Origin of the sequence: Methanobrevibacter wolinii SH (assembly GCF_000621965.1) — an archaeon.
In the GTDB taxonomy this organism is placed as follows: domain Archaea; phylum Methanobacteriota; class Methanobacteria; order Methanobacteriales; family Methanobacteriaceae; genus Methanarmilla; species Methanarmilla wolinii.
Map to the genome: position 1 here is coordinate 15,921 of NZ_KK211376.1, position 25,343 is coordinate 41,263.

Sequence of the window (25,343 nt, forward strand, 5' to 3'; positions counted from 1 at the left end):
TTAAAATATATAAATTCTATGATTTAAAAATAAAAAAAAGAAAATTAAGTTTAATAAAATTAAAATAAAATTGAAATAAATCAATTAATTAAATAAAAATATCGAATCTATTGAAAACTATTTTTTATAAAAATTTAAAATTAGTTAATACTTGAAAATCAATTTTAAGAAAGTTTATTTATAAAAATTTTAAGGACATAAACAATACTAAAATATCCTAAAAATTCAAGAATATAATAAATTTTAAAAAATATTAAAAATAATTTATATCTAATTTAAAAAAAATTAATTAAATTTAAAAATTTAAAAAAAAAAATAATTTAAGAATTAAGCATATTACTATCAACCTCACGTTTCCATTTAACAAACATTATAATAGAATTAATAAGATAAACAGAACTCATTAAAACCATTGGAATATTATTTAATCCATTCATAGTAGAATAAACCCAAAGTAAAATTCTTAAAAGGTTTACACAAATCCATAAAATCCAATTCTCCATATACATCTCAATAGCAAGGAACATTGTAATAATAGACAATATACTAAGTAATGAATCTACAAATGGCATTGCATCATTGAAGTTTTGTAGTATAAATCCATAAACAAGACCACCGAGAATTACTGCAATTATAACAATAATTCTATTTCTATTTGATAAAGATTTTTTATTAACCTCTTTAGTCTCTGGATTCATATGTTTACTCCAGACATAGAAACCATAGAATTCCATAGGCAAGAAATAAAATAAATTAAGTAACATTTCCCCATAATACATACTAGTAAATGCAATATATGCATATAATGTAGCATTAATAGCACCAAATACAAAACCTGCTAATTTACCTTTACCAGAACATATAATTGAAATAACACCAGTTACAGCAGTAATTAAACTTAATAAATTATTATTTGATAATAAGGATAATATAAAAACAGATATTGTAGCAAGTATAAACCATGTTTTCTCCCAATTTTTCCATCCAGAAACTTCATCCCTTAATAATTTTTGAACATTCATAAAAATTTCCCATTTTAATCTTAATAATATATTTTATAAAATTGTTAATAATTATAATTTTATATTTGATTTTTAGAAAAAATTGAGGATTTGTCAGAAAGTCAAAATTCAAAATTTTTATCTAGACATTTTATAAAATTTTTAAAAGAAAAACATTAATCAAAACATCAATTTAAGATTTTAAGTTAAACATAAAACACAATTACTCTTAAATTAAAATAAAAAAGAAAAAACTAAAAAATACCTAAAAATAAAACCAAAAAGAAAAAAAATAAAGAAAAAATTAATTTTTTTTAATTAATTTTAGTAAAGCAGCTGCAATTTCAACAGAATCGTAATCTTCAACCATTAAATTTTCAATTAAATTAATGTTTTTACTTAAATCTTTATTATCAATAATATTTTTTACTTCATTTAAAATAATATTATATTTTTTCATCTCAACATCTTCAAATGTTGGAGCTTTCCTTTGCTTAATTTTTTGATGAGTATTTCTACGAATACTTCTAAATTGTTTAACATCACGTCCAGATACAAAAGTAAATGCATAACCTACTTTCCCAGCCCTTCCTGTTCTTCCAATTCTATGAACATAAAATTCATCACTACTTGGAACATCATAATTAAATACAACTTCAACATTTGGAACATCAATACCTCTTGCTGCAACATCAGTTGCAATTAAAAGATCTATTTTTCCTTTCCTAAACTTATCCATTACTCTATCACGTTTTGTTTGTTTCATATCCCCATGAATTGCACCTACAGAGTAACCTCTACTTTTCATTTTACGTTTTAAAAAATCAACTTGTTTCTTAGTATTACAGAATACAAGTGCAAGATTAATATCATATAAATCAAGTATATTACATAAAACACTTATCTTTTTATTTCTTGGAACTTCAAAGTAATATTGATTAATTTTAGGGACTGTGAATTTAGTAGGTTTAATCTTAATATGTTCCGGATTATTCTGATACTTATTAGCAATACGTTTAATATCTTTTGAAATAGTTGCTGAAAAGAGAAGAGTTTGTCTATTTTTAGGTGTTCTCTTAATGATTTTTTCAATATCATCAATAAAACCCATATCTAACATCTCATCAGCTTCATCAAGAACAAGTGTCTCTATTGCAGAAACATCTAAATTTCCCCTATTGATATGATCAATTACACGACCTGGAGTACCAATAACTACATGAACTCCTTTTTTTAAAAATCTTGTTTGTCTTCCAATAGGTTGTCCACCATAAACAGGCAATATTCTTAATTTTTTCATATATTGTGAAAGTTTACCAAATTCTCCTGCAACTTGAATAGCTAATTCCCTTGTAGGGGTAAGTACAAGTACTTGTGGTGATTTATCTTCAATCCAAATCTTATTTAATGCAGGAACTGCAAATGCTACAGTTTTACCAGTACCTGTTTGAGCTTGACCAATTAAATCTCTCCCTTTAAGACCTTCAGGAATAGCTTTCTTTTGAATAAGACTAGGTTCTTCAAATCCCATATCTTTAATAGCTCTTTTAATCTCATCTTTTATATTAAAATCATTAAAATTTATATTTTTTTTACTCATAAACACAACCCTTAAAAAAATAATACAATATATTCTGATTAATAATTTAAACAATAAATTAAAAAGTATAGAAATAAAACCAATAATCAAGAGTTTAAAAAGATTAATCATTAAATCAAATTAAATAATAATAAAAACTATAAATAATTATTAAAACATTAAAAAAATCTTATTAAATAATAAAATAACAATTAAAACATTAATAAGAGAAATCTCATTAAAATAATTATTAAAAAACATGAAATAATCTTATTAAATAATAAAATAACAATTAAAACATTAATAAGAGAAATCTCATTTAAAAACTAATAAAAATAAAAATAGATTAAATTAATTAAAATATTTAAATATATTAAAATAGTTAATCAAAAGTTATTTATAAATTAAATTTATAAAAAGAATATCTTTATAATATTTAAAAATTATTTAATATAATAAAAATTTATGAAAGATTATTTTCACATTTATCCTTAAATCTACAACTTCTACATTTATTAGGATTTTTAGTTGGAATAAATGGTTTAGAACCTTCAATTAATCCATGCATACGTTTAATAAGATATAAAATATTCTCTTTAATACTTTCATCAAAGACTTCAGTATAAAATATATTATCAGTACCTCTTTGACGTAATGCACCAATTATCCTACGATTGTCTTCATTATTAGATTGTTTATTAACCATAGATTGAAATGCAAGACAATAAGCTCTAATTTGATTAATATGTGAAGGATAAGCCTTAGTTCCAGGTTTATCATCAATAATTATAAACTCATTAGGTGTCATTTGAACTTCATCAATATAACCTCTAATACCATAATCTGGTTCTATAATAAACATTTCCCTAGATTTTGTTTCAATTTCTTTAGAAGTTTTTAAAGTATCTTTAAAACTAGCTGGTTTTGCAGTTTCTTTAAATTTATCTTCAAGATTTTGATGTACTTCAGTTCCTCTTTTCATTGCTAAAGTAGATGGAACTTGAATACATTTAGCATATTGAAGGTATAAAGAATATTCACAGTAACCTTGAATATTTAACCAGCTAATTGGAAAGTTTAATACTCCATTGACTATTTGAACACCTTTAAAATTAGAATAATTTTCATAATCATAATTGGAATAATTATTAATTAATTTATTTTCCATTATAAGCCTCTTAAAAATTATTTAATTATAATTAGTTTATATTTTAATTTATTTAAATATTTATACTGAAAATAAAATTTTAGAACTAAAATATTATATTATCAATTAATAAAATTATAAAAAACTCAAAATAATCAAACAATATTTATAAATCTATTAATTTCATGAAAAATGAATAATAAAAAATAAATAGTTTACAAACATAATCATATCTATGAAAAAAACTACTGGATTTATAATAATCGTTTTAATTATTGGGGCAATTTTATGTATAACTGCTGCTAGTTCACATAATTATGACTCATATGAAAACTCTGTTGATGATAATCAATACTATACAAATAGTAGTGTTGATACAAATACTACAGATAACAATACAACTAGTAATAGTACAAATGCTTCAGCTTATAGCGAAACAAGTAAAGACTCAAACAGTCATTATGGAATTCCTGTAAGACATGAAGTTACAGGTTATTGTTATAAAGTAATTGATGGAGATACAATACGAGTTGATGGTATTGGTGGCAATGAAAAGGTTAGATTTGTAGGGGTAAATACACCTGAAAAAGGTGAAGATGGATATTATGATGCTAAAAACTATATTAAAGAAAAATGTTTAGATAAAACTGTTTATCTTGATATAGATGATGCTAGACCACATGATAAATATAATAGAACTCTTGCAATTGTTTACGACAATCAAGATGAAAACTTAAATCAACAACTTCTTGTTAAACAATTAGCGGAAGTAATGTATATACCTCCTTCTGAGTTCCAAAAAGGTCTTGGTCTACCAGATGGTACTTATAAAGTAAATCCAAAATATGCATAATATCTTTAAAATAGATTGAATCTATTTAAATAGATAAAATCTATTTTTTTAATCTTTTAACTTATTTTAAAATAAAAAAATTATTTTTAAAAACTATAAAAAAAATTAATTAATAAATCTACTTATTTTCTTAAATATTAACTAAAAATAGTATAAACCCAAAAAACACAAACTAAAAATACCTAAAAACAGTATAAACCTAAAAAACACAAAAAAATACTTAACAAGAATAAAAATAAAAAAAATATTTAAAAAAAGAAATTATAAATCAAACTTTGATTTATCTTCATTAATAACTTTTGTATGAGATAATTGACCTAAAACACGTTCATGTTTATTTCCATATAATTGTCCAATAACAAAATCAAATATTATTGGGAACCACCATAATTTAGAAATATTTCTAATTATAGATTGTTTATAGGATATTCTACCTCCATTATCATCAACTACTTCAATAAACATTAATAATTTACCAACAGTAGCACCTTTAATCTTTTCACAGAAAACAAAATATATAATAATTAATATTGGAGCTACAATAATAAAATAATGATATATTTGATATTTGTAAAAAGGATTACAAAATGTAAACAATACAAAAGATATCGGCCACATGAATGCTGAAACCACTAAAAAGTCTAAGATATATGCAATAGTCCTTTTAGTTATTAAACTTACCATATTAAACCTCTTTAAATATTTAATTTTAAAATTAATATTTAAAACCACATTAATTTTAAAATCAGTATATAAATCTATTAAAAAAATAAATAAAATAATTTTAATTCAAACTAATTTTAAAATCATTATATAAAATTATTAAAAAAAATAAATAAAATAATTTTAATTCAAACTTTTTAAATAAAGATTAAAAACTAAAATTATTAATTAAATATTTATTAAAATTAACATACTCTAGGAACAGGGTCTCCAATTGGGACTTCAAGAATTCTTTGTCCACCTACAGGAGTTTCAATAATAACATGTTTACCTTCTACAACTTCACCAATAATTGTAGCATCTTTACCATATTTATCTGTTTTAATTGCTTCAAGGACTTCATCAGCTTTATCTGCTTTTACACCCATTACAACTTTTCCTTCATTTGCAACTTCTAATGGATCAATTCCAAGCATTTCAGAAACAGCATGAACTTGTTTTTTAATTGGAATATCTCCACCTTGTAAAACAACACCTACACCAGATTTATCTGCCATTTCATTAATTGCATTTGCAAATCCACCACGAGTAGGATCTTTCATTGCAGTTACTCCGCCAACATCAAGAGCTTTTTTAACAAGATTCCACATAGGTGCACAATCAGATTTTAAATCAGTTTCAAAACCAAAACCTTCCCTAAATGACATGAGACTCATACCATGATCACCAATACTACCAGTTACAATGATTTTATCACCAGGTTCTAAACCAGCATCTCTTACAATTTCACCTTTTTTAGCAATACCAAAACCAGTAGTAGCAATAACAATACCATCTAACTTATCTGCTTCCATTACTTTAGTATCACCAGCAACAAGTGCAACATCTGCTTCTTCACAAGTTTTATTCATAGATTTAATGATTTTATCCATATTTTCAATATCAAATCCCTCTGCAACAATCATTGCATTAGTAATTGCAAGAGGTTTTGCACCCATCATAGAAACATCATTAATAGTACCAGCTGCAGCAATTCTTCCAATATCTCCACCAGGGAAGAAAAGAGGATCTACAGTATGTCCATCAGTAGTAACAACAATTTCATAATCACCAATAGGTATAGTTGCTCCATCATCTAAAGATTCTAAACCTATACCTCCATTAACTGATTTTTTAGAAATATTTGATAAAATAGTATCTTTAATAAGGCTTTCCATTACTTCTCCACCAGCACCATGGTTCATTCCAATTTTCATAGTATCTCCTTGTAGTTTTTTAAAATAAAATAAAAGTTATTTAATATACATTAGTATTTATACTTACATTATTAAATAATTAATGAAATTTATTATAATTTTTAAAATCTTTAAAAACTTATTTAATTCAAAAATTTAAATTTTTATTAGGTTTATTTCTTTTTAAATCTAGGATATAATTTATTTTTAAAACTAAAAATTCAAAAAAGAAAATTTAATATTAACAATAAACTATAAAATTTATAATTCAAAAAATGGATTTAATTAAATAAGCTTTAAATTAAAAGATAGTATTAATTAATAAATATTATATAAATAATTGATAAATTAAATATTTTAGTTTAAAAATCATATTAATAAAATTAAGTAGTTATTATGTATATCATTAAAACTAAAAAGCATAATAAATTAAATTTTCATTAAAAAATTTAATAAAAATATTTATGTTTAACTAAAAACCTAAATTAACAAAACAACCACAATAAAAAACTAAAAAAATTAATCTAAACTAAAAAAGCACAATAAAAAACTAAAAAAAACATAAATTAGACCAAATTAAACTAAATAACCCAAAAAAATAAAAAATTTAATAAATATTAAAAAAAACATTTAAAATTAAATAAAATTATTTAAAAAATAAAAAAAAAGGGTTTTTAATAAATTTTTTTATTAAAAACTTTTATTTGTGGTTTTTTTATACTATAATTAATTTTGAGGTAGATTTTTGAGAATTACAACAATAATCTCCATCAAATTTAGTAGTTACAGTATAAGTTCCTCTTCTATTGATGTTTACTTTAATATTAGCAACACCTTTAGAATTAGTTTTAGCAGTATATGTTTTACCATTTACAGTAACTTTAACTATTCTACCAGCACAGACTACAGAACCTTGTCCAAATGCTTTTTTACCTTGTAATGTAACAGTAATAACTTTAGATTTTGTTCTAAGACTATACTTTTTATTTGGAACTACTAATGATGTTGGTTTTTTACTAATTGTAATTTTATTTACAACAAAACTACCATTATAATCATCATCACCTAAATAACATACTGCAAAAGTATAAATTCCAGACCATGCAAGGTTGATTTGAAGTTTAGCTAAACCATTCTCATCAGTAGTTAAAGTATAAACCACTCCATTAAATCCAACTTGAACAGTCTTATTAACTAAAGGATTATTATTAACATCAAGAAGTTGAGATACAAAGTATCCACCACGTTCACCATGATAAAAATCAACAGCAACTTGATTAAAATCATATGAAACAATTTTAGTACCTAATTTTACAGGAACTTTATTAACAACATATACCTTAATAGAATTATTAGATTTAATATATTCATTATCACCATTAAATAATACGGTTAATCTTATTTTTCCATTTAAATTATTGATTACAGCTTGACCATTTTCATCAGTAACTAAAGCTTTAGGTGATTCGGTTCCATTAATTAAGTATGTTATAGTTTTATTATTAACTGGATTATTTTCATCATCAGTTAATTTAATTATAATATTTCCTTTTTTATCAACATCGAAATTAATATTTAGATTTTTAGGATAATTACTAGATACATTTTCATTAAGATAATTTACTGCTTTATTACCATAAGTATTATTTGCTACAAGATAATTATTTTTTACAATATTTTGATTTTCTGTAATGTTAACTGCATAATAACCATTTGTTGTAATATTATTTGAATTAATATTGTTATTTAAAGAGTTTTTTATTAGATAAATACCTGCAATTCCTGCAGTAATACTATCACCATGATTACTTACTTTATCAACAGTATTATAATCACCAAATGCATTTATTTTATTAGAATTAATTGTATTATTAGATGCTTCATATCCTGCAATACCATAAACAAAACTACCATTTCCATTAAATATATTATTAGAAATTTTATTATTATTTGAACTAAAGATTTCTAAAAGATATATTGCTCCAGATTTAGCATTAACAATATTATTTGTAATAATATTATTTTGAGATATTTCAAGAGTAATACCATATGCATCATTTTTACTGTTTAATGTAATAGCATTATTATCAACTATTGTTTTATTACTTAAATAACCAATGATAATACCAGATACAAAGTTATTAGCATTAAGAATAATATCATTTGAGATAAATTTATTGTTATTAGCAGTGGTGGTTCCTTTACCAGTTTGTGCAGCTAAACAACCAGTACCATAAACATAATTATCATTACCAGAAACTTCAATATGGTTATTATTAACTGTATTATTATTACTATCAAAGTAAATATCTATACCGACAATTGAATTAGTACTATTAATATATGTTCCATTAGCTAATTTAGAACCTACAGAAACATAATTACTTGAAATATTATTATTACTAGAATAAATTAATAAAATACCATATGTTCTATATATTTCTTGAATTCTATGAACACCATCAATACATAATTCAGATTCATATCCATGAACTTGACCAGTACCATTTGTAAATATTTCATTATTATTTATTGTGGAATTATATAATTCACGACAAAGAATAGTATAAGTTAAATAATTTCCACTTGAATAAAGGAAATTTCCTTCAACAGTAGCACCATTAAGATCATCTAAATATATACAGTAAGCAGTTTTATCATCTGTTACATTAATATTATTGTTTATAATATAGACATAATCTGCCCCATTAGATACATAAATACCCCATTGATTAATAATACCTGGATTATTATTTGTAATATTTAAATCACAAATATAAACATTAGGTGAAATTACTTTAATTGTAGAATTAAATAAATTAGTCTGATTATTACCTTCTATTTTAACTTTTGAGGATATAATCATAGTTTTATTTGTAAAGTTACCACTAAAAATTAAAATATCTCTATCATTAATTGTTCCAGGTACAATTATACCATTATCATCAAAGTACATAGAGTAAGTATCTGGAGTAATAATAATTTTTGTACCATTATATTTAATGTGAGTATCATCTTCAATAACAGTACCTTCAGGATAAACAATTTTCTTACCATTTACATTGTTATTGTTTATAGTAGTATTTTCATTGTCTGCATATAATGCATCAATAGAACAATCATTAGTAGTATTAATAAAATTATTAATTATTGTAAGATTTCTAGGATACTTTTTAGTAGATTGTCTAACAACTAAAACACCATAAGAATTAGAGTTTATATAATTAGAATTTACAATAATATTACGAATGTCTCCATTAATTACAATTGCAGCAGATTTATCATTTGTTATATTATTATTAGAAATATTAGTATTATTTCCAGTTACAGATATACCATAACCTCTTGATAATACATTATCAATTGTATTGTTTCTTACTAAACAATTTGAACCAACATTAATAGCAGTTTGTGCATAAACATTTATTAATTTATTATTCTCAACTATTGAATTAAGATTAACAATAATAGCATAATCACCACCAGAGATAGTTGATTTATTAGAAAAATCAACACCAGTAATATTAGTTATTGTATTACCACGAACAGTGTTATTAGAAAGAGTTGCAGATATACCCCTATAAGAACCAATAACTGTGTTATTTTCAATTAAATTATTTGATCCCATCATTTGAATAGCATAATTCCATGAAGTAGAATCACTAATAATAGTTCTTACTATATTTCCAATAATATAATTATTATTAGAATATTTTTTATCATTGTAATAAGAAGCATATATACCTACATTATCTCCGATTTCAACACTATTGTTAATAATAGTATTATAATGAGATCCACTTAAACAGATACTAGGATGAGTCCAATGTTTACCATCAGTACCAGTTTCAGTTTTTATTTTTGAATTACTTAAAGTACATCTAGTAGAATTCTGTATATACACACCATAAGCACTTTGACCATTACCATAATAATCAATATTATTTATAGTAATATTATTTGTATTTTGAATCCATACTCCTGGTGTAAAACTATGATTATTACTAAATTTAATATTAGATACTTTAGAACCATTAGATCCTTCTAAAAAATTAATTGTACAATTTCTTAGAAAAGCAGTATTAGAACTTGATGTAATAGTTAAAGGTATATTAATAATGAAATTTTGATCTGTAAATGTACCAGATAAATCTAAAGTATCACCAGAAGATATTCCAGATATAATATTTCCATCTTCATCAAAATAAGTTGAATACTTATTTGAATTTATATTAATAATTTTACCTGTTTTAACTGTTTTATCATTTAAAGATACAATATCTGAACTGTTTGAATTTGAAACAGAAGAAATTACTTGTGAATTTGATGATGAATCATTAATTGATGATTCTTGTAAACTAGATATAGAAACATTAAATGAATAAATATCAGAATGTGGATCTAATGTTTGAAATGAAGAAGAATCATTATTATCACTAGCAGAAATTGAACCAATAGATAAAATAGCGATTAAAACAATTAATAAAATTAAAAATTTATTGAATTTCAATCTTTCACCTTATCCAAATTTTTTTTAAAATATAAATAAAAACATTTTAAAAAAAGTAGTTTAATTAAATTTTAATTAAAAACTTAATAAAATATAAAAAACTACTTCTAAATTTAATTTATCAAAAAATAAACCAAAATTATGATTTTAGCTAATTTTAAAAATAAATTTAATTATAAACTCTTATATTAATAGACTATATTTTAATAAAAATAAAATATAGTTGAATTATATTTATGTAATTATATAATATATATTTTTTAAGAATATTTGATATATAATCAAAAAAATTTAATAAATAAATGAAAAAATAGATATTTTTAAAAATAAATTGTAAAAAAATAATAAAAAATAGATTTAATAAAATCATAAATAAAAAATTTATTTTAATTAATAATTAAACTTTAAACTAAAATAATGAGTTAAACAAGCTTAAAAATTAAAAAAAGATGAAGAAATGATAAATTAATATATTTCATCATCATTATCCTCATCATCTTTGTTTCTTTTAAAGAAACCAAAACCAAATATAAATAATATTACTACTATTATGACTAAGACATAAATTGGTAATGAAGCTTGTGCACCAGAGGAACTAGATTGCTTATTTAATTCATAAGCTTTATTACTAGAGGAACTAGATCCTGCATCAGAACCAGATTGACCATTATCTGAATTAGAACCTTGTTTTCCATCATTATCAGATGATTTAGAACCTCCATCACTAGAACCACTAGTACCAGAATCTCCTACAGAACTTGCACCAGAACCAGAACTAGATCCTGAATTAGATCCAGAATTTGAAACTGAACTAGAACCAGAATATACTTGAGAACTAGCAGCATTAGTAGCTCCTTGTGAACTTTGTTCTGAATAAATATCATTTTGTGTATCACTCATTGCTTTAAATAAAGCATTGAATTTAGCAAGAGTAGAACTACTACCACTATACATTTGAGTTACATCTCTGTTAAAAGACCAAGGATCAGTATGGTGACAACATGCAAAATTTTGATATTTTACAACACTATCAACATATTTATTTACTAAATTTTGAAGTAATTTTTTCTCTGATGTTGAACTTGGATTCCATAATCCAGTTTGTGAAGCATAAATCATCCATGCAGCCATTGATTGCCAACTGTATGATTGTGCAGCAGAATTTACAGAAGAATAAAGTGAATTAATTGCATTAGCAGCAACAGTAAAAGAATCACTACTTACAACAGAACCAGATGCAAATGATCCAGTACCACCATTCCTATATTGACCAGTACCTAATTTACCAGAAGTTACAGCTCCAAACATATATAAATCTTGAACTTTTGCAGCAATTTGTAACCAACCAGAGGTTGAACCAGTAAGAGCACCAGTATATTTTGGATTTGCAATAGTTGTACGGAGTTCTAAGTCAAGTTCTTCAGATAAAGTACGAACCGCCATATTATTTTTATTCCTTGTATCTGGAACATAAGTTGTTGCATGTCCACCTAATCTTTTAGAAGCACCTACTAAACCACCGAGCCAATCAAAATAATCATCAGAATCTAAAAGTCTCCATGTACTGTCAACATTTTGAGTTATTAAATCAACATTTTTAAGTAAATATTCATAATTTGATCTTTTCTTTGAGACAACTATATTACCATTTTCGTCTAATGTCCAAGAGTGAGAAACCCTATCTAAATATATATCAGTCATTTGAGAAGATACATCAGTATTAGTATCATACCATCTACTTGTAGCTGGTAAATAATCACTCATACCAGTACCTTCAAGAACATCTCCCCTAAGACCAAATAACCTATCAAGGGAGCCAGTTTCATTATAATGTGCTTTAATATAGTTTTGGGAGAAACTTTCATTTGTATTATTTACAAGACTTAATGCATTAATTAAAAGACTAATCCAATGGACATTACTAGTTACCATACTAGTAAATACATCAATACGTGGTCTATTAATTATTTTTCCATTTGAAAGAGTAACAGTTAAATTTTTCAAATTAATTAAGTTTACTCCAACAACAGTACCTGAACGTGACCATACTGGTTCTACACCTAAAAACCATAGGAATTCACCAATTGCAAGAGCATCAGTACGTAATAACTCTGTTCCCCACATAACAATTGCAGTTAATTTAGGGAATGTATTATTATGGCTTTCATAATATTTAACAATCATTTTATCTACAAGATTTTTAGCAGCTTCAAAGGATTGTTTTGTAGGCATTTTAGTTGTATCACCAGTATACATTGAACGACCAGTAGGAAGTACATCATAATAAGCAGGATCTCCTGAAAGACCTGGCTCTACATATCCACCAGATAATGCAGTAAATATTGCATTCCATTCTCTATTATCTCTAATACCATTCATTGTTTTATTAGCATAAACTAAATCATTATATAAATTAGATTCTTTAGTAACATTAAATAAAGAAATAACTTTATCAAATTCTACTCCATTTACTAAATAAGTAAGGAAATCATTTAACCAAGTTTTAGTCTCATTAATTTGAGCTTTATACTCTTTATTTTTATAAATATCTTTATAAAAATCTAATTTACTAAGATTTGGATATAGTTTATGAAGAATTTCAGTATAAATATCAGTTTGAGAGGAAGTAATTGTTATTATTTCCTGAATTAATTCATAACCAGTTAAAACTTTTCCTAAACTATGAACACCATAAGTAATAGTATCAGATTGTAAATCATCTAATTTACTATCTAATTGTTCTAACCAATCATCAAAAGTCTGATTTTCACTTGGAAGAGTTAATTTAAGAGAATCAGAATTTGCTAATATTAAAATACTTTTTTTATATTCTTCTGCAGATGCAGTATCTCCAACATTAATAGCTTTATTATAACTTCGAATTAAATCATTAATTTTAGATAAATTACCATATAAATCAGACATTACAGATGCAGGAGTCATATGGGTAATAACCAAAGCATCCATCCTATCTACTGCAACTATACCTTCTCCAGGATCAGAAACAATATATGGATAAATTGATGGTGTATCAACAAATTCAAATGACCAATCATTTTCAGTTAGTCCTATACTTTTACCAGGTAAGAATTCTTCAGTACCATGAGTACCCATATAAATAAGTGCATTAGCATGGAATGTTTGTGATAACCATTTATAAAATGAAACATATTGTTGATGAGGTGGTAAAACAGAACTATGGTAATCTTCAATTTTACTGACTTCCCATCCTCTACTTGGTTGGAAAGTAACAAAAACATTACCAAACATAATACCAGGTATTACAATAAACCTTCCTTTATGTTTAGTACCATTATAAACCATAATATTACCTATAGTATCATTCCAATGTTCAATTAATTGTTGTTTCAATTTAGGATTTAAAGAATCTAAATAAGTTTTAAATTCAGATTCATTAATCAATTGATGGTTAGCCATAAGAACATCCCAATATTTATCTACATAATTATTTAAATAACCTTGAGCCCATGAACCTTTGTTACATGCCTCTAAAATCATATCAGTTAAAGTAGTTAAATTAGGGAGATCTTTTTCATCCATACCTAGATTATATCCTTCTTGAGCTAATAAATGAAGCATGATATAAGTACTATTAAATATATCTAAATAAGATGCTCCAATATCACTTTTTCCAGGAGGATAGTTATATAAGATAATTGAAATTTTCTTATTAGAATTATTCAATTCTTTAAGATTAGCCCAACCAATAGTAAGGTTTACTAATTTTTTAACACCAGAATCAATTATACATTCTTGACCAGTAGTTGCATTAATATATGAAACTAATACTGTACCAAATACACCTTCAAATGAAGGAATAGTTACAGAATATGTCCATTCACTTTGAGGACCTTGATCACTTGTATAACTTTTTTCACTAACTTTATCTAAAACTTTAATAACTTCAACATTTAATTCTTTTAATTCTTCAATTGCTTTTGTAGAGTTATTATAATTTAATGACCAAGAGTATAAAGAATTAACAGCAGAAATATGACGTTTACTATTATTTTGGAATGATAATAATAAAGAACTCATAGCAGGAGTAGTTGTAATTTGATACAAATTAAATGCTGCTCTTCCTTGAGATTCATATGCTTTAATTAAATTATCCATTAAATCTCCGCCAGGATAATAACTTACAATTGCAATAAATGGAGAACTTGTATTAACTTTACTTAAATAAGATTTTTTATCAGTAAGCTCATCTCCACCATAGATATTAGTAGAATTTATTTGATAAGAATTATACCAATTCTCAAAATCTTTAAAAATGGAAGACATAGAATTAGAACCTTGCCATTTTACATATTCAATAATCATCCAATTTAAACTACCTTTACCATCTTTATCATAACCAGGATCTTTTAAAATCCAATCATTGATTTGAGTTTGATTTGGACGAAGTTCGAAACAACCATAAGCAGGATGATAAATACCCCAAGTTGAATCCATTACTGGAGTTCTAGTTGAATCACGAACTGGATTTACTGAACTTTCACCAAGTAAATATAAAATATATGCATATAAATTCTCCATATTTGTACTGATAACTTTTGAATTTTTATAATCATTAGGTTGATAATAAGATCCAATATAAGTATTTTCTATTGTATTAATTGTATTATTACCATTTTTAGTACCTACATAATTAAATCCAAGATTAGCACTATCAGATTGACCAAATATATAAGAAATCATATGATTTTTATTTGCTGGTGATTCTATAATTAAATTCTTAACATTATCTGTGTAAAATGAAGAAGTAAACATATCCATTTGTATATAATTAGCATAAGCAATTAACCACAAATTAGGATTATTATTGAAATTAACACTATCAATATAAAATACACGCTTACTTAATGTTGATAAATAATCCATTTTATTTTTATTACCTTGATAATATGTAATAAAGCATAAATCTGGTTTAAATAAACATTTAATTTTATTATTCAATAAATGTCGTCTATCATAATTAAAAACAATAGTTTCATCTACATAAGTAGAATAAGAACATACAATTTTATAATTACCATAACCAGAAGTTAAACTTCCTATCAAAAGATAACCTTTATCATTTGAAACACCAGAATATATCAAGGTATTTGAAGGATCATAAATCTTAATTTTAGCTCCAGACACAGGTACTCCATTCATAGTATAATTTTTTGAAGATTTATTATATGCTTCAGAAGTTGAAATGTTTAAAACAGGATTTTTAACATCTTGAACTACATTTGTTTTTGTACTAAACTGCTTTAGAGCATTATTTGAAGTTTTATTATTTGTATTATTAGAAATATTTTTATTATCCACCAATTCTGAATTAGTAACAGAAATAGAATTAGTATGAGATATAGAACTATTAGTTGATGTATTAACAGATAGCTCACTAGCAGAAATACTTGAAACAAATATTAACATAATCATAATAATTAAAGAAAGTAATATTAACTTTCTTGTCTTCTGAATTTTTTTTACCTCCATCTAATTGAATAATCAAAAACTATTTAAAATAATTAAAATATTTTTGATTATAGTTTATTTTATCTTAAAAATAGTATATATAATTTATTAAAAATAAAAATAAATTTATATAAATTAGATTAAAAAGAGAAAAAATAAAAATAAAAGAAATAAAATACAAGAAAAATTAAAATAAAATAAATTATAATAAAATAAAGAACTATAAATCTAGAAAAAGTAAATATAAAAAAGATTTTAATAAAAACAACAAATAAAACAAAAAACTAGAAAAAACTAGAAAAAAAACAATAAATAACACAAAAAACTAGAAAAAACAAAAAACATATAAAAAAAAGATTAAAAAGAGTTTATAATAAAACTCCTGAAATAACTCCAGATTGACCTGGTCTAGATGTAACTTTAGCTTTACCTTTTGCAGTTTCTACAATAGCACCTTTAGTAATAATATTCCTTCTTACGTAGTTAGGGTTTGCTTTATTTTCACTTACATCTAAAATATCTAAAACTTCAGCTTTGTGGGTTTTAGGATCAACAACATTGATTTTATTTCCACCATCTAATCGAAGTTTTTCATTTCCACCACGAGTTCTGATTTTTCTTAATCTTTTTGAATCTAATTTAGTTTCTGCAGAAGATCTTCCTAATTCTGCTTTTCTTTTTCCACGATTTGCTCTTAATCTTCCACCAGAAGGACTTCTAATTGATTTACCTTGACTAATTGCCATTATTTCACCTAATAAAATTTAATTTGTTAAAGACTTTATAAATAAATAATTTTAAATCGCAAACTTAAAATAACTCTCAAATAAACAAGTAAGCAAGAAAATACCTGTTTACATTCTTTTTTAAAAATAAGAACAATAGAGCAAAAAGAGTCATTTAAGAATAATGATAATAAAATATTTTGTTTTTATAATATATAAACCTTGTTAAAAATAGTATTTCATAAGAAATATTTTTAAATTAAAAAAATATTTAAGAATAAATAGGTAAAAATTTCTAAAAAAATGCATCAAGAGTTTGTTGTTTCTCTTTACTATCTAAATGTTCCAATTCTTTTTCAGTATAACCAAATGAACTCATAATACGTTGTACTGCAGGAATTACTTGATGAGTAATATAATAATTTATATCAAATTCAGTACTATCATCAACATATGCATAAGGTATTGCTCTTGAACTTATTGAACCTTTCCCTTTAATAATAACATATCTTAAAATGTCTCCACTATTTACTTTAATACCATGTTCTTCCATCCTATAAGCAGCAGCTACATGAGGAGCCATTTGTTTATATTTATCAAGACTTTTAGTAATTTGTGTATGAATTACAAGATCATCTTTAGTAACTTTCCTTGACCTAAGTTTTTTTAAAGTATTTTTAATAACTTCAACAGCTTTATCAACATTACCTTCATTAAGAATAGCCATTAAAACATCTTCTTGTGTTTTTTTAGCTATTGGTGCCCAATCTCTCCTAACAAGTTCTAAACCTTTAGCTATAATATTTCCTTCTTCAATTACAGCATATCTTTTTTTAGTTACAAAAAAACCTCTCCTATAAAATCCTTCATATTCAAGTTCCATGATTTCAGGTAAATTAGCATTAAAATCACTTAAAAATACTTGTGCTTGAGCTTTAATAGTATCTTCAAGTTCCATTTGTTCAGGACTTTCTTTAGGTCTTTCTTCATTTCTTTCTCTTAACAATTAAAGCACCTTGTAAAAGTATTAATTTATACTAATTAATATTATATTTAATATTATATATTAAAAAACCTTTTTAATTAATAAATGATATCTTAACTAAAATTAAATCTTATCTATATTTAGATTACTTGTAAGAAAGAGCCTTGTGTTGAGACTATTAAACTAATAAATCTTATCTATATTTTAATAAATTTTATAAATTTTAATTAAACATAATCTTAAGATAAATACAGACTTTAAAATCCATTAAAAATATAAACTATTCTAAATTTAAAATAATAGAATTTTAAAAATTAAAATTTCAATATACTTTCAAGAGAAACAAAATATAATATAAAAAAGTAATTTAATAAAAATAAATATAAATTATAAATAAATAGATTTTAATATATAATACTTAAAATTTATATGAAAGTTCAATAATTAAAAAATAATAGGCGTATAAAAATGGATGAAAATTGTACAGATAAAGCAGTATTTTTTGATATAGATGATACATTACTTGATACTTCATCTTTTGCAGAAACTGCAAGGCGTGCAGCAATAAATAATATTGTAGAAAATGGTCTTCCTATTGAAGAAGATGAAGCATACGATATATTTAAAGAAATCATAGCAGAGAAAGGTTCAAACTATGATAAACATTTTAATGTACTTACAAAAAGAGTAATTGGTGCAGAAGATCCATATTTAATAGCACTTGGTATGACTACATATCATAATGTTAAATTTTCACTTTTACAACCATTCCCAAGAACAATTGCAATATTAATTTATCTTAAAACAAAAGGTTATAAATTAGGAGCAATTACAAATGGACTTACAATTAAACAATGGGAAAAACTTATTAGATTAAATTTACACCCATTTTTTGATATTGTTTTAACTTCAGAAGAGGTAGGTTATGAAAAACCACATCCTGAAATTTTTAAAGAGGCATTAAGACGTATGCATTGTAGTGCTGATAAAAGTGTAATGGTTGGAAATAAATATGAAACAGATATTGTAGGAGCATTAAATGCAGGAATGGTCGGGATTTTAGTAAATTCTGAATTAACTTTTGAACAAGAACAAGAAATTGAAGATAAAAATCTCAATGTAACTGTTTTAAATAATATATCAGATGTGGATACGGTATTATAAGGTGTGAAAATGGATGAAATTGAATTAATATCATGGAATGTAAATGGTATAAGAGCAATACATAGAAAAGGATTTATTGACTGGTTAAATTCTTATGATGCAGACATTGTATCAATACAAGAAACAAAAGCACAAATCGATCAATTACCTAAAAAATTATTAAATATCCCAAATTACACCTCATATTTTAATTCTGCAGAAAGGAAAGGATATAGTGGTGTAGCAAGTTATACTAAATATAAACCAAATAATGTAATAAATGGAATGGGAATTAAAAAATTTGATATTGAAGGTAGATTACTTAGACTTGATTATGATGATTTTACATTATTAAACATATATTATCCAAATGGTGGATCATCTGAAGAAAGATTAAAGTATAAACTTGATTTTTATGATGCATTTCTTGATTATACCAATTCTCTTGTTGAAGAAGGTTTAAACTTAGTAATATGTGGAGATTTAAATACTGCACATAAAGCAATTGACCTTGCTCGTCCAAAACAGAATGAAGAAACTTCAGGATTTTTACCTGTTGAAAGAGAATGGGTTAGTAAATTCTTAGATAATGGATATATTGACACATTTAGAGAATTTAATAAAGAACCTGAAAACTATACATGGTGGAGTTACAGAACACGTGCAAGAGATAGGAATGTTGGATGGAGACTTGATTACTTTTTTGTTAATGATGAATTTAAATCCCATCTTGTAGATTCTTATATTCTTTCAGATGTAATGGGTTCTGATCATTGTCCTATTGGGCTTAAAATTAAAGTTTAATTAAAAAATTAAACTTTTATCTATTTTTAAACTTTTTTAAAATATTTTAATTTTTAAAATAAATTTATTAAATTTAATCTTTAAATTATGGCTTTGATAAAATCCTCAAAATTTTTATAAATAAATTTCTTAAAAATTGATTTTTAAATATTAACTAAGTTTAAATTCTTATAAAAAAAATAAGATTTCAACAAAAAAATACTATTTTTATAGATAATCTAAAAACAATAGATTTAAAATAATCATCAAAAAAGCTAAGCATTCTAAGAATTTAATTAAATATACATAAAAAATAAAACTAGAAAAAACACAATAAAATAAGTAAAACTCAAAAATTTAAAAATGAGAAGGTTAATTGCATATACATTGACAGATGAAATCTTTAAATAGAAAAGATATATTTTAAATGGCAGAATAATATATTATGTGGATAATTTTCTATTTAGAAACTTATGCAATTATTATTTCTCTTAAGTAATGAAAACACCATAAATTAAGGATAATGAGAGTAATAAAATTTATGGAATTTATTTACTGTTCTTATGGTTAAATTTAATATAACTTTTTAAAACATTCAAAAATAGATAAAAGCCTATATAATTTATGATTAAATACACATACTTGTATTTATAATAGAGATATAAAAATATAGACTTCTATCCTAAAACGTTTTAAAAATATACAAAATATAACGTATGTTATAATTGTATAACTATAGTTATATTTTCATAGTATATAAATCTTACTATAAATTTAATTAAAAATATTAAAAAAAGAAAAAGAAAAAAATTTAAAAAAAATTAGAAATGAGAATAAAACAGATAAAAATATGAATAAAAATAATAAAATAAATAAAAATAGCTATAAAATTTTAAAATAAAATATAATAAAGAATAACTTAATTTAATCATGTATTTTACAAGATAAATTACTTAAAGTTATTTTATAAACATTAGTAATTTTCATACACTTAGCATTAGAATCAATTTTTTCATCAAATTCACAATGATTTAATAATAAATTTAATGCTTTTACTTTTTCATTATTATCATAAATAGCTTCAATCTTACCTTCAGCCATGAGAGCATTATAACTACAAGTAAATTTATGACCTATATTATAATATTTAATAAAATTATCAAATTCAACAGTAACATGATCATTTTCAGAAATTAAATCAATTTTACGACCTTCAGAAGCAGAATGAATATATAATATTACTTTATCATCTATTATTTCATAACCAAAACTTAATGGAACAATATAAGGAAGATTATCTGTATTAAATCCAAGCCTAACTGTAGTGGATGAATCAATAATCTGAATCATAGTCTTAAAATCAGTAATTTCATACTTTTCTTTTCTCATATTATCACAATTAGTAAAAAAATTATTAAAAAGTTAAATAAAAATTATTTAATAAATTAAAATAATTAAAAACTAATTAAATTAATAATTAGAATCTAATTCAACACCTTCATCAATAGGTATATCACGTAACCATTTGATATCACTTTTATATAACATTCTAATATCAGAGATATCATAAGTTATCATAGCAAGTCTTTCTACACCAATACCAAATGCAAGAACAGGTACATCAATACCTAATGGTTCAAGTACTTCAGGACGGAACATTCCAGATCCACCAAGTTCAATCCAACTATCCCTTTCTTCTAAGTAAATTTCACATTCACAAGACATATAAGTATAAGGGAAATAAGCAGGTCTAAATCTTACTTCAAATCCTAATTTTTTATAAAATTCTTTTAAAATACCAAGTAAATGTTCGAAACTAATACCTGGTGCTGCAACAATTCCTTCTACTTGATGGAATTCAGGTAAATGTTTATAATTAATTGTTTCACGTCTAAATACACGACCAACAGAAAACATTTTTAAAGGTGGTTCATGATTTGCAAGATATTTAGTTGAAATACCAGTAGTATGTGTTCTTAAAACAGACTGTTTTGCAACATCTACATCCCAATCATAACCCCAACCAGTACTTGTTGTGTTTCCACCATCTTCATGAGTTTTTGCAACAGCTTTAACAATTTCATCATCAGGTAATTTACAAGAACATGGATTTTTTAAATAGAAAGTATCTTGCATTTCCCTTGCTGCATGATCTTGAGGTTGGAAAAGAGAATCAAAGTTCCAGAATGCAGAATCAACATAAGTACCATCTGCTTCTGTAAAACCCATGTCTAAAAATATTTCTCTAATTTTTTGAATAATTTTCCTTAGTGGATGAACTTTACCTGGGAAAATTTTAGGGTTTTCTGCATTAATATCATATGGTTTATAATGTAAAGATTTCCATGCACCAGATTTTAAATCATCATGTGTAAGTTGAGTTGCTTCTTTTTTAAAATCATCAATGTCAAAACCTTGATTAATAATGTTTATACCTAAATCATTTAACTCAAAACTATGAGAAGTAATTTTTTTAATTTTAATAAGATTTTTCCTTTGATTTAAATCTTTAAAAGCCTTAAGAGAACTTTCATTTAAAGAACTTTTAAGTAAACTTTGATTAGAGAATAATTCTTTTAATAATTTTTCATCATCTCCAACAGTATTTAAAGAGTTTACACCATCATCAGTAATTTCTAATACTCCTTTATTAATTTTTGCCCAATGTTTTCTATTTAACCAACCAAGAGCAATATTAACATCTTTTTTATCTAAACCTGATTTTTTAGCAAGTTCTCCCATAGGTATTTTCTTTTCATGACCAAGAACAGATAAAATCCTACGTTCTGGTAATCCTTTTTCTGCAAAATCTTTACCTGCATCAGTTAATTTAATATTTTCTTTAACATCTTTATTTACTGTAATAATATTTTTAGCAGAAAGTGAACCTGCTGCACTCATTACAGATTTAATATTTAAATTTTCTTTTTCAGCAATTTCTTCAGGAAGAATATTTTCATTTTCTCCTAAATCTTTTAATAAGATTTTTTCATATAAACTTAACTCATTAATGATTTTTAAAATATCTTCACTCATTTAATACACCTAAGTGTTCTTAATAAAAATTATTTAATAATAATAATAATAAAATTGAATTCAAAAATTCATAAAATATAATATTATAATATATATTTTAATTATTTTATAAATGTTTATAAAAAATACTTAAAAATAATAAATATTTTATTGAAATTATTTAAAAAATTAAGATTAATTTTTTCTTAAATTTAAAAATTAATTGATATAAATAAGTTAAAATTTAAAAAGAATCTAAAAAATAGTATAATAATCTAAAAATTTAAAAAAAAAGATTAAAAAAAAAACTAAAAGATCATATAAAAATTTAAAGATTTAAAAAAAGATTAAAAAAAAAACTAAAAGATCATATAAAAATTTAAAGATTTAAAAAAAGATTAAAAAAAAAAACTAAAAGATCATATAAAAATTTAAAGATTTAAAAAAAGATTAAAAAAAAAACTAAAAGATCATATAAAAATTTAAAGATTTAAAAAAAGATTAAAAAAAATAAACAAATTAATAAACTAATTAATTTTGATAATTAACATTTTGTTTATTAATTAAAGGATATGTAATTAAATTATTAGAGTCTAAATCTTCTTTATACATATTAACTGCATTAATCTGACTATTTTCATAGGTTTTATAATAATAAATTCCTTTATCAGTATTTACACAAGAAGAATAAATAGTGATTTCATATTTATCTGGTTCTTCAATAAATGCAAGACCTCTTTGCTGTTCAACAGATCCAAGAATATGGAAAAATTGACTAACACTTTCAAGTTCATCTTCACTAGATAAAGAGTTCATTTTAGTAAAACTTGCTTTTACAAAACGAGACATTGAAGATAAATCACCAGGTAAACCTAAACCACCCATTCCACGACTATATGCCATTAAATCTAAATCTTTACTGAAAGTATTATCAGGTGTTTTACTAGATAAGTATCTATAATTATTTAAATTAAATAGCTGTTTATCAAATGGTGGATTATTTGTTAAAACACCTACAGGATTGTCATAAACTTTTAAGCCTTCTTTAACTGTTTCAACAGTAATTGATTCATTCCTATCAGAAATAATCCAATGAAGTGAAGAATTAGGAAGTTCATCAGAGAATTGAATATCAACGATATTAAGATTTTTTAAAAGTTTTCTTGCTTCTTCAACATTACTACATTGTGATAAAATCCAAGGAATAAATTCAAAAGATGCAACATTCACTTTACTTTTATCAACTTTTTTATAATCTGCAAAATCAGAAAAATTTAAACCAGCTACACTTAATCCTTTTTCATTTGTAGCATCATAATATAATGGATAAACATCAATACCTGCAGTTATTCCAATAAAAGCATAATGATTTTCAATTGTGTTTTCAACTCTAAATTTTAATGGATAATTCCTTGGAGTTATAGTTATTTTTTCATTATATGATAATTCATAGTCAAAGTTACGTCCAAAATAATGGTCTTTTGATAAATAATTTGCAGCAGTACACATAGTTTTTCCTCTTAAAATTTTTATTAAATTTAAACTTATTAAAACCTTTTAAAATTAAATATAAATTCATTTATACTTTAAAAAGTTAAATTTTTAAATAAAATAAGTATTTAATAAATATTTCTAAAAAAAGTATTTAATAAATATTTCTAAAAAATAAAAATAGAAATTAATGATTTTAAAAATAAAATTTGAATATAAATTCAATATAAAATAATTAGAATATTGCCTTTAAATCTTCTAACATATTAATTATCTTATTATTAGATAAACTGAAATAAATCCAAGTTCCTTTTTTTCTTCCTTTAATAAGCCCCACATTTTTTAAAATATTTATATGATGAGAAATAGTTGGTTGCGGTTTATTTAATGCTTCTTGGATTCTACAAGAACATAATTCTGTATCTTCTAATAAGTATAAAATACATAAACGAGTTGGATCAGAAATAGCTTTAAACACATTAACCATATTATAAATTTCATCCTCTGATGGCAACTCATTAAAATCAGAATCAATATTACATGTATCTGTCATTTTATATCGCCTGAAATTATTTTATTAATTATTAATATATTTAGATTAATTAATTTATAAAGATTTTGATTTTAATTTTATACAAAATAAAGATAAAATAAAAAAATACACAACAAAATTAGACAAAAGGATAAAAACATAGTGATGAATAAAATAGAATAATATATAAA

The 25,343-nt window shown here is 23.6% G+C and carries 16 protein-coding genes; 3 read left to right on the forward strand and 13 right to left on the reverse strand.

What is annotated here, in order from left to right:
- Positions 1-320: 320 nt before the first annotated feature.
- The 3 genes from pnuC to T523_RS05230 all read right to left on the reverse strand — a co-directional run bounded on the left by pnuC (position 321) and on the right by T523_RS05230 (position 3,748).
- On the reverse strand, positions 321-1,022 hold the full coding sequence (gene pnuC / locus T523_RS05220; protein ID WP_042707875.1) for a nicotinamide riboside transporter PnuC: 702 nt from the start codon (positions 1,020-1,022) through the stop codon (positions 321-323).
- Positions 1,023-1,305: 283 nt separating this feature from the next.
- Positions 1,306-2,601 carry a DEAD/DEAH box helicase gene (locus T523_RS05225; RefSeq protein WP_052334650.1) on the reverse strand — a complete coding sequence of 432 codons (1,296 nt, stop codon included), beginning with the start codon at positions 2,599-2,601 and terminating at the stop codon, positions 1,306-1,308.
- 442 nt (positions 2,602-3,043) lie between these two features.
- Positions 3,044-3,748 (reverse strand): CRISPR-associated protein Cas4, encoded by a 705-nt coding sequence (locus tag T523_RS05230; protein WP_042707876.1) that lies wholly within the window; start codon positions 3,746-3,748, stop codon positions 3,044-3,046.
- 214 nt (positions 3,749-3,962) lie between these two features.
- On the opposite strand from T523_RS05230, the gene T523_RS05235 reads away from it, so the two are divergent.
- A complete protein-coding gene (locus T523_RS05235; RefSeq protein ID WP_084486444.1) occupies positions 3,963-4,580 on the forward strand; it encodes a thermonuclease family protein in 618 nt (205 codons plus the stop codon).
- 261 nt (positions 4,581-4,841) lie between these two features.
- Here T523_RS05235 and T523_RS05240 read toward each other — a convergent pair whose 3' ends face one another.
- From T523_RS05240 to T523_RS05265, 6 genes are all read right to left on the reverse strand, one after another.
- Positions 4,842-5,264: an RDD family protein gene (locus tag T523_RS05240; protein WP_042707877.1), complete on the reverse strand. Its 423-nt coding sequence runs from the start codon at positions 5,262-5,264 to the stop codon at positions 4,842-4,844.
- A 224-nt stretch (positions 5,265-5,488) separates the two neighbouring features.
- Positions 5,489-6,499: a hydrogenase expression/formation protein HypE gene (gene hypE, locus T523_RS05245; RefSeq protein WP_042707878.1), complete on the reverse strand. Its 1,011-nt coding sequence runs from the start codon at positions 6,497-6,499 to the stop codon at positions 5,489-5,491.
- A gap of 694 nt (positions 6,500-7,193) precedes the next feature.
- Positions 7,194-10,988, reverse strand: a complete 3,795-nt coding sequence (locus T523_RS05250; RefSeq protein ID WP_042707879.1) for a right-handed parallel beta-helix repeat-containing protein — start codon at positions 10,986-10,988, stop codon at positions 7,194-7,196.
- Positions 10,989-11,453: 465 nt separating this feature from the next.
- A complete protein-coding gene (locus T523_RS05255; RefSeq protein ID WP_084486445.1) occupies positions 11,454-16,499 on the reverse strand; it encodes a cobaltochelatase subunit CobN in 5,046 nt (1,681 codons plus the stop codon).
- A gap of 347 nt (positions 16,500-16,846) precedes the next feature.
- On the reverse strand, positions 16,847-17,224 hold the full coding sequence (locus T523_RS05260) for a 30S ribosomal protein S8e (RefSeq protein WP_042707881.1): 378 nt from the start codon (positions 17,222-17,224) through the stop codon (positions 16,847-16,849).
- Between the two features lie 274 nt (positions 17,225-17,498).
- Positions 17,499-18,161: a DNA polymerase domain-containing protein gene (locus tag T523_RS05265; RefSeq protein WP_042708143.1), complete on the reverse strand. Its 663-nt coding sequence runs from the start codon at positions 18,159-18,161 to the stop codon at positions 17,499-17,501.
- A 495-nt stretch (positions 18,162-18,656) separates the two neighbouring features.
- Here T523_RS05265 and T523_RS05270 point away from each other — a divergent pair, with 495 nt between their 5' ends.
- Both T523_RS05270 and T523_RS05275 read left to right on the forward strand, forming a co-directional pair.
- Positions 18,657-19,352, forward strand: coding sequence for a TIGR02253 family HAD-type hydrolase (locus T523_RS05270; protein ID WP_042707882.1), 696 nt, complete (start codon positions 18,657-18,659; stop codon positions 19,350-19,352).
- A 9-nt stretch (positions 19,353-19,361) separates the two neighbouring features.
- A complete protein-coding gene (locus T523_RS05275; protein WP_042707883.1) occupies positions 19,362-20,135 on the forward strand; it encodes an exodeoxyribonuclease III in 774 nt (257 codons plus the stop codon).
- A gap of 903 nt (positions 20,136-21,038) precedes the next feature.
- Here T523_RS05275 and T523_RS05280 read toward each other — a convergent pair.
- The 4 genes from T523_RS05280 to T523_RS05295 all read right to left on the reverse strand — a co-directional run bounded on the left by T523_RS05280 (position 21,039) and on the right by T523_RS05295 (position 25,173).
- Entirely contained in the window at positions 21,039-21,503 is a 465-nt protein-coding gene (locus tag T523_RS05280; RefSeq protein WP_042707884.1) for a pyridoxamine 5'-phosphate oxidase family protein, read from the reverse strand.
- Positions 21,504-21,584: 81 nt separating this feature from the next.
- Entirely contained in the window at positions 21,585-23,150 is a 1,566-nt protein-coding gene (gene pheS, locus T523_RS05285) for a phenylalanine--tRNA ligase subunit alpha (protein ID WP_042707885.1), read from the reverse strand.
- 510 nt (positions 23,151-23,660) lie between these two features.
- Positions 23,661-24,638, reverse strand: coding sequence for a choloylglycine hydrolase (gene bsh / locus T523_RS05290; RefSeq protein ID WP_042707886.1), 978 nt, complete (start codon positions 24,636-24,638; stop codon positions 23,661-23,663).
- Positions 24,639-24,855: 217 nt separating this feature from the next.
- Positions 24,856-25,173 carry an ArsR/SmtB family transcription factor gene (locus T523_RS05295; RefSeq protein WP_052334651.1) on the reverse strand — a complete coding sequence of 106 codons (318 nt, stop codon included), beginning with the start codon at positions 25,171-25,173 and terminating at the stop codon, positions 24,856-24,858.
- Positions 25,174-25,343 lie beyond the last annotated feature (170 nt).

Excerpts from the sequence above, each read along its gene's own strand:
- pnuC (WP_042707875.1), bottom strand. The coding sequence starts at position 1,022 with ATGAATGTTCAAAAATTATTAAGGGATGAAGTTTCTGGATGGAAAAAT.
- T523_RS05225 (WP_052334650.1), bottom strand. The coding sequence starts at position 2,601 with ATGAGTAAAAAAAATATAAATTTTAATGATTTTAATATAAAAGATGAG.
- T523_RS05230 (WP_042707876.1), bottom strand. The coding sequence starts at position 3,748 with ATGGAAAATAAATTAATTAATAATTATTCCAATTATGATTATGAAAAT.
- T523_RS05235 (WP_084486444.1), top strand. The coding sequence starts at position 3,963 with ATGAAAAAAACTACTGGATTTATAATAATCGTTTTAATTATTGGGGCA.
- T523_RS05240 (WP_042707877.1), bottom strand. The coding sequence starts at position 5,264 with ATGGTAAGTTTAATAACTAAAAGGACTATTGCATATATCTTAGACTTT.
- hypE (WP_042707878.1), bottom strand. The coding sequence starts at position 6,499 with ATGAAAATTGGAATGAACCATGGTGCTGGTGGAGAAGTAATGGAAAGC.
- T523_RS05255 (WP_084486445.1), bottom strand. The coding sequence starts at position 16,499 with ATGGAGGTAAAAAAAATTCAGAAGACAAGAAAGTTAATATTACTTTCT.
- T523_RS05260 (WP_042707881.1), bottom strand. The coding sequence starts at position 17,224 with ATGGCAATTAGTCAAGGTAAATCAATTAGAAGTCCTTCTGGTGGAAGA.
- T523_RS05265 (WP_042708143.1), bottom strand. The coding sequence starts at position 18,161 with ATGGAACTTGAAGATACTATTAAAGCTCAAGCACAAGTATTTTTAAGT.
- T523_RS05270 (WP_042707882.1), top strand. The coding sequence starts at position 18,657 with ATGGATGAAAATTGTACAGATAAAGCAGTATTTTTTGATATAGATGAT.
- T523_RS05275 (WP_042707883.1), top strand. The coding sequence starts at position 19,362 with ATGGATGAAATTGAATTAATATCATGGAATGTAAATGGTATAAGAGCA.
- T523_RS05280 (WP_042707884.1), bottom strand. The coding sequence starts at position 21,503 with ATGAGAAAAGAAAAGTATGAAATTACTGATTTTAAGACTATGATTCAG.
- pheS (WP_042707885.1), bottom strand. The coding sequence starts at position 23,150 with ATGAGTGAAGATATTTTAAAAATCATTAATGAGTTAAGTTTATATGAA.
- bsh (WP_042707886.1), bottom strand. The coding sequence starts at position 24,638 with ATGTGTACTGCTGCAAATTATTTATCAAAAGACCATTATTTTGGACGT.
- T523_RS05295 (WP_052334651.1), bottom strand. The coding sequence starts at position 25,173 with ATGACAGATACATGTAATATTGATTCTGATTTTAATGAGTTGCCATCA.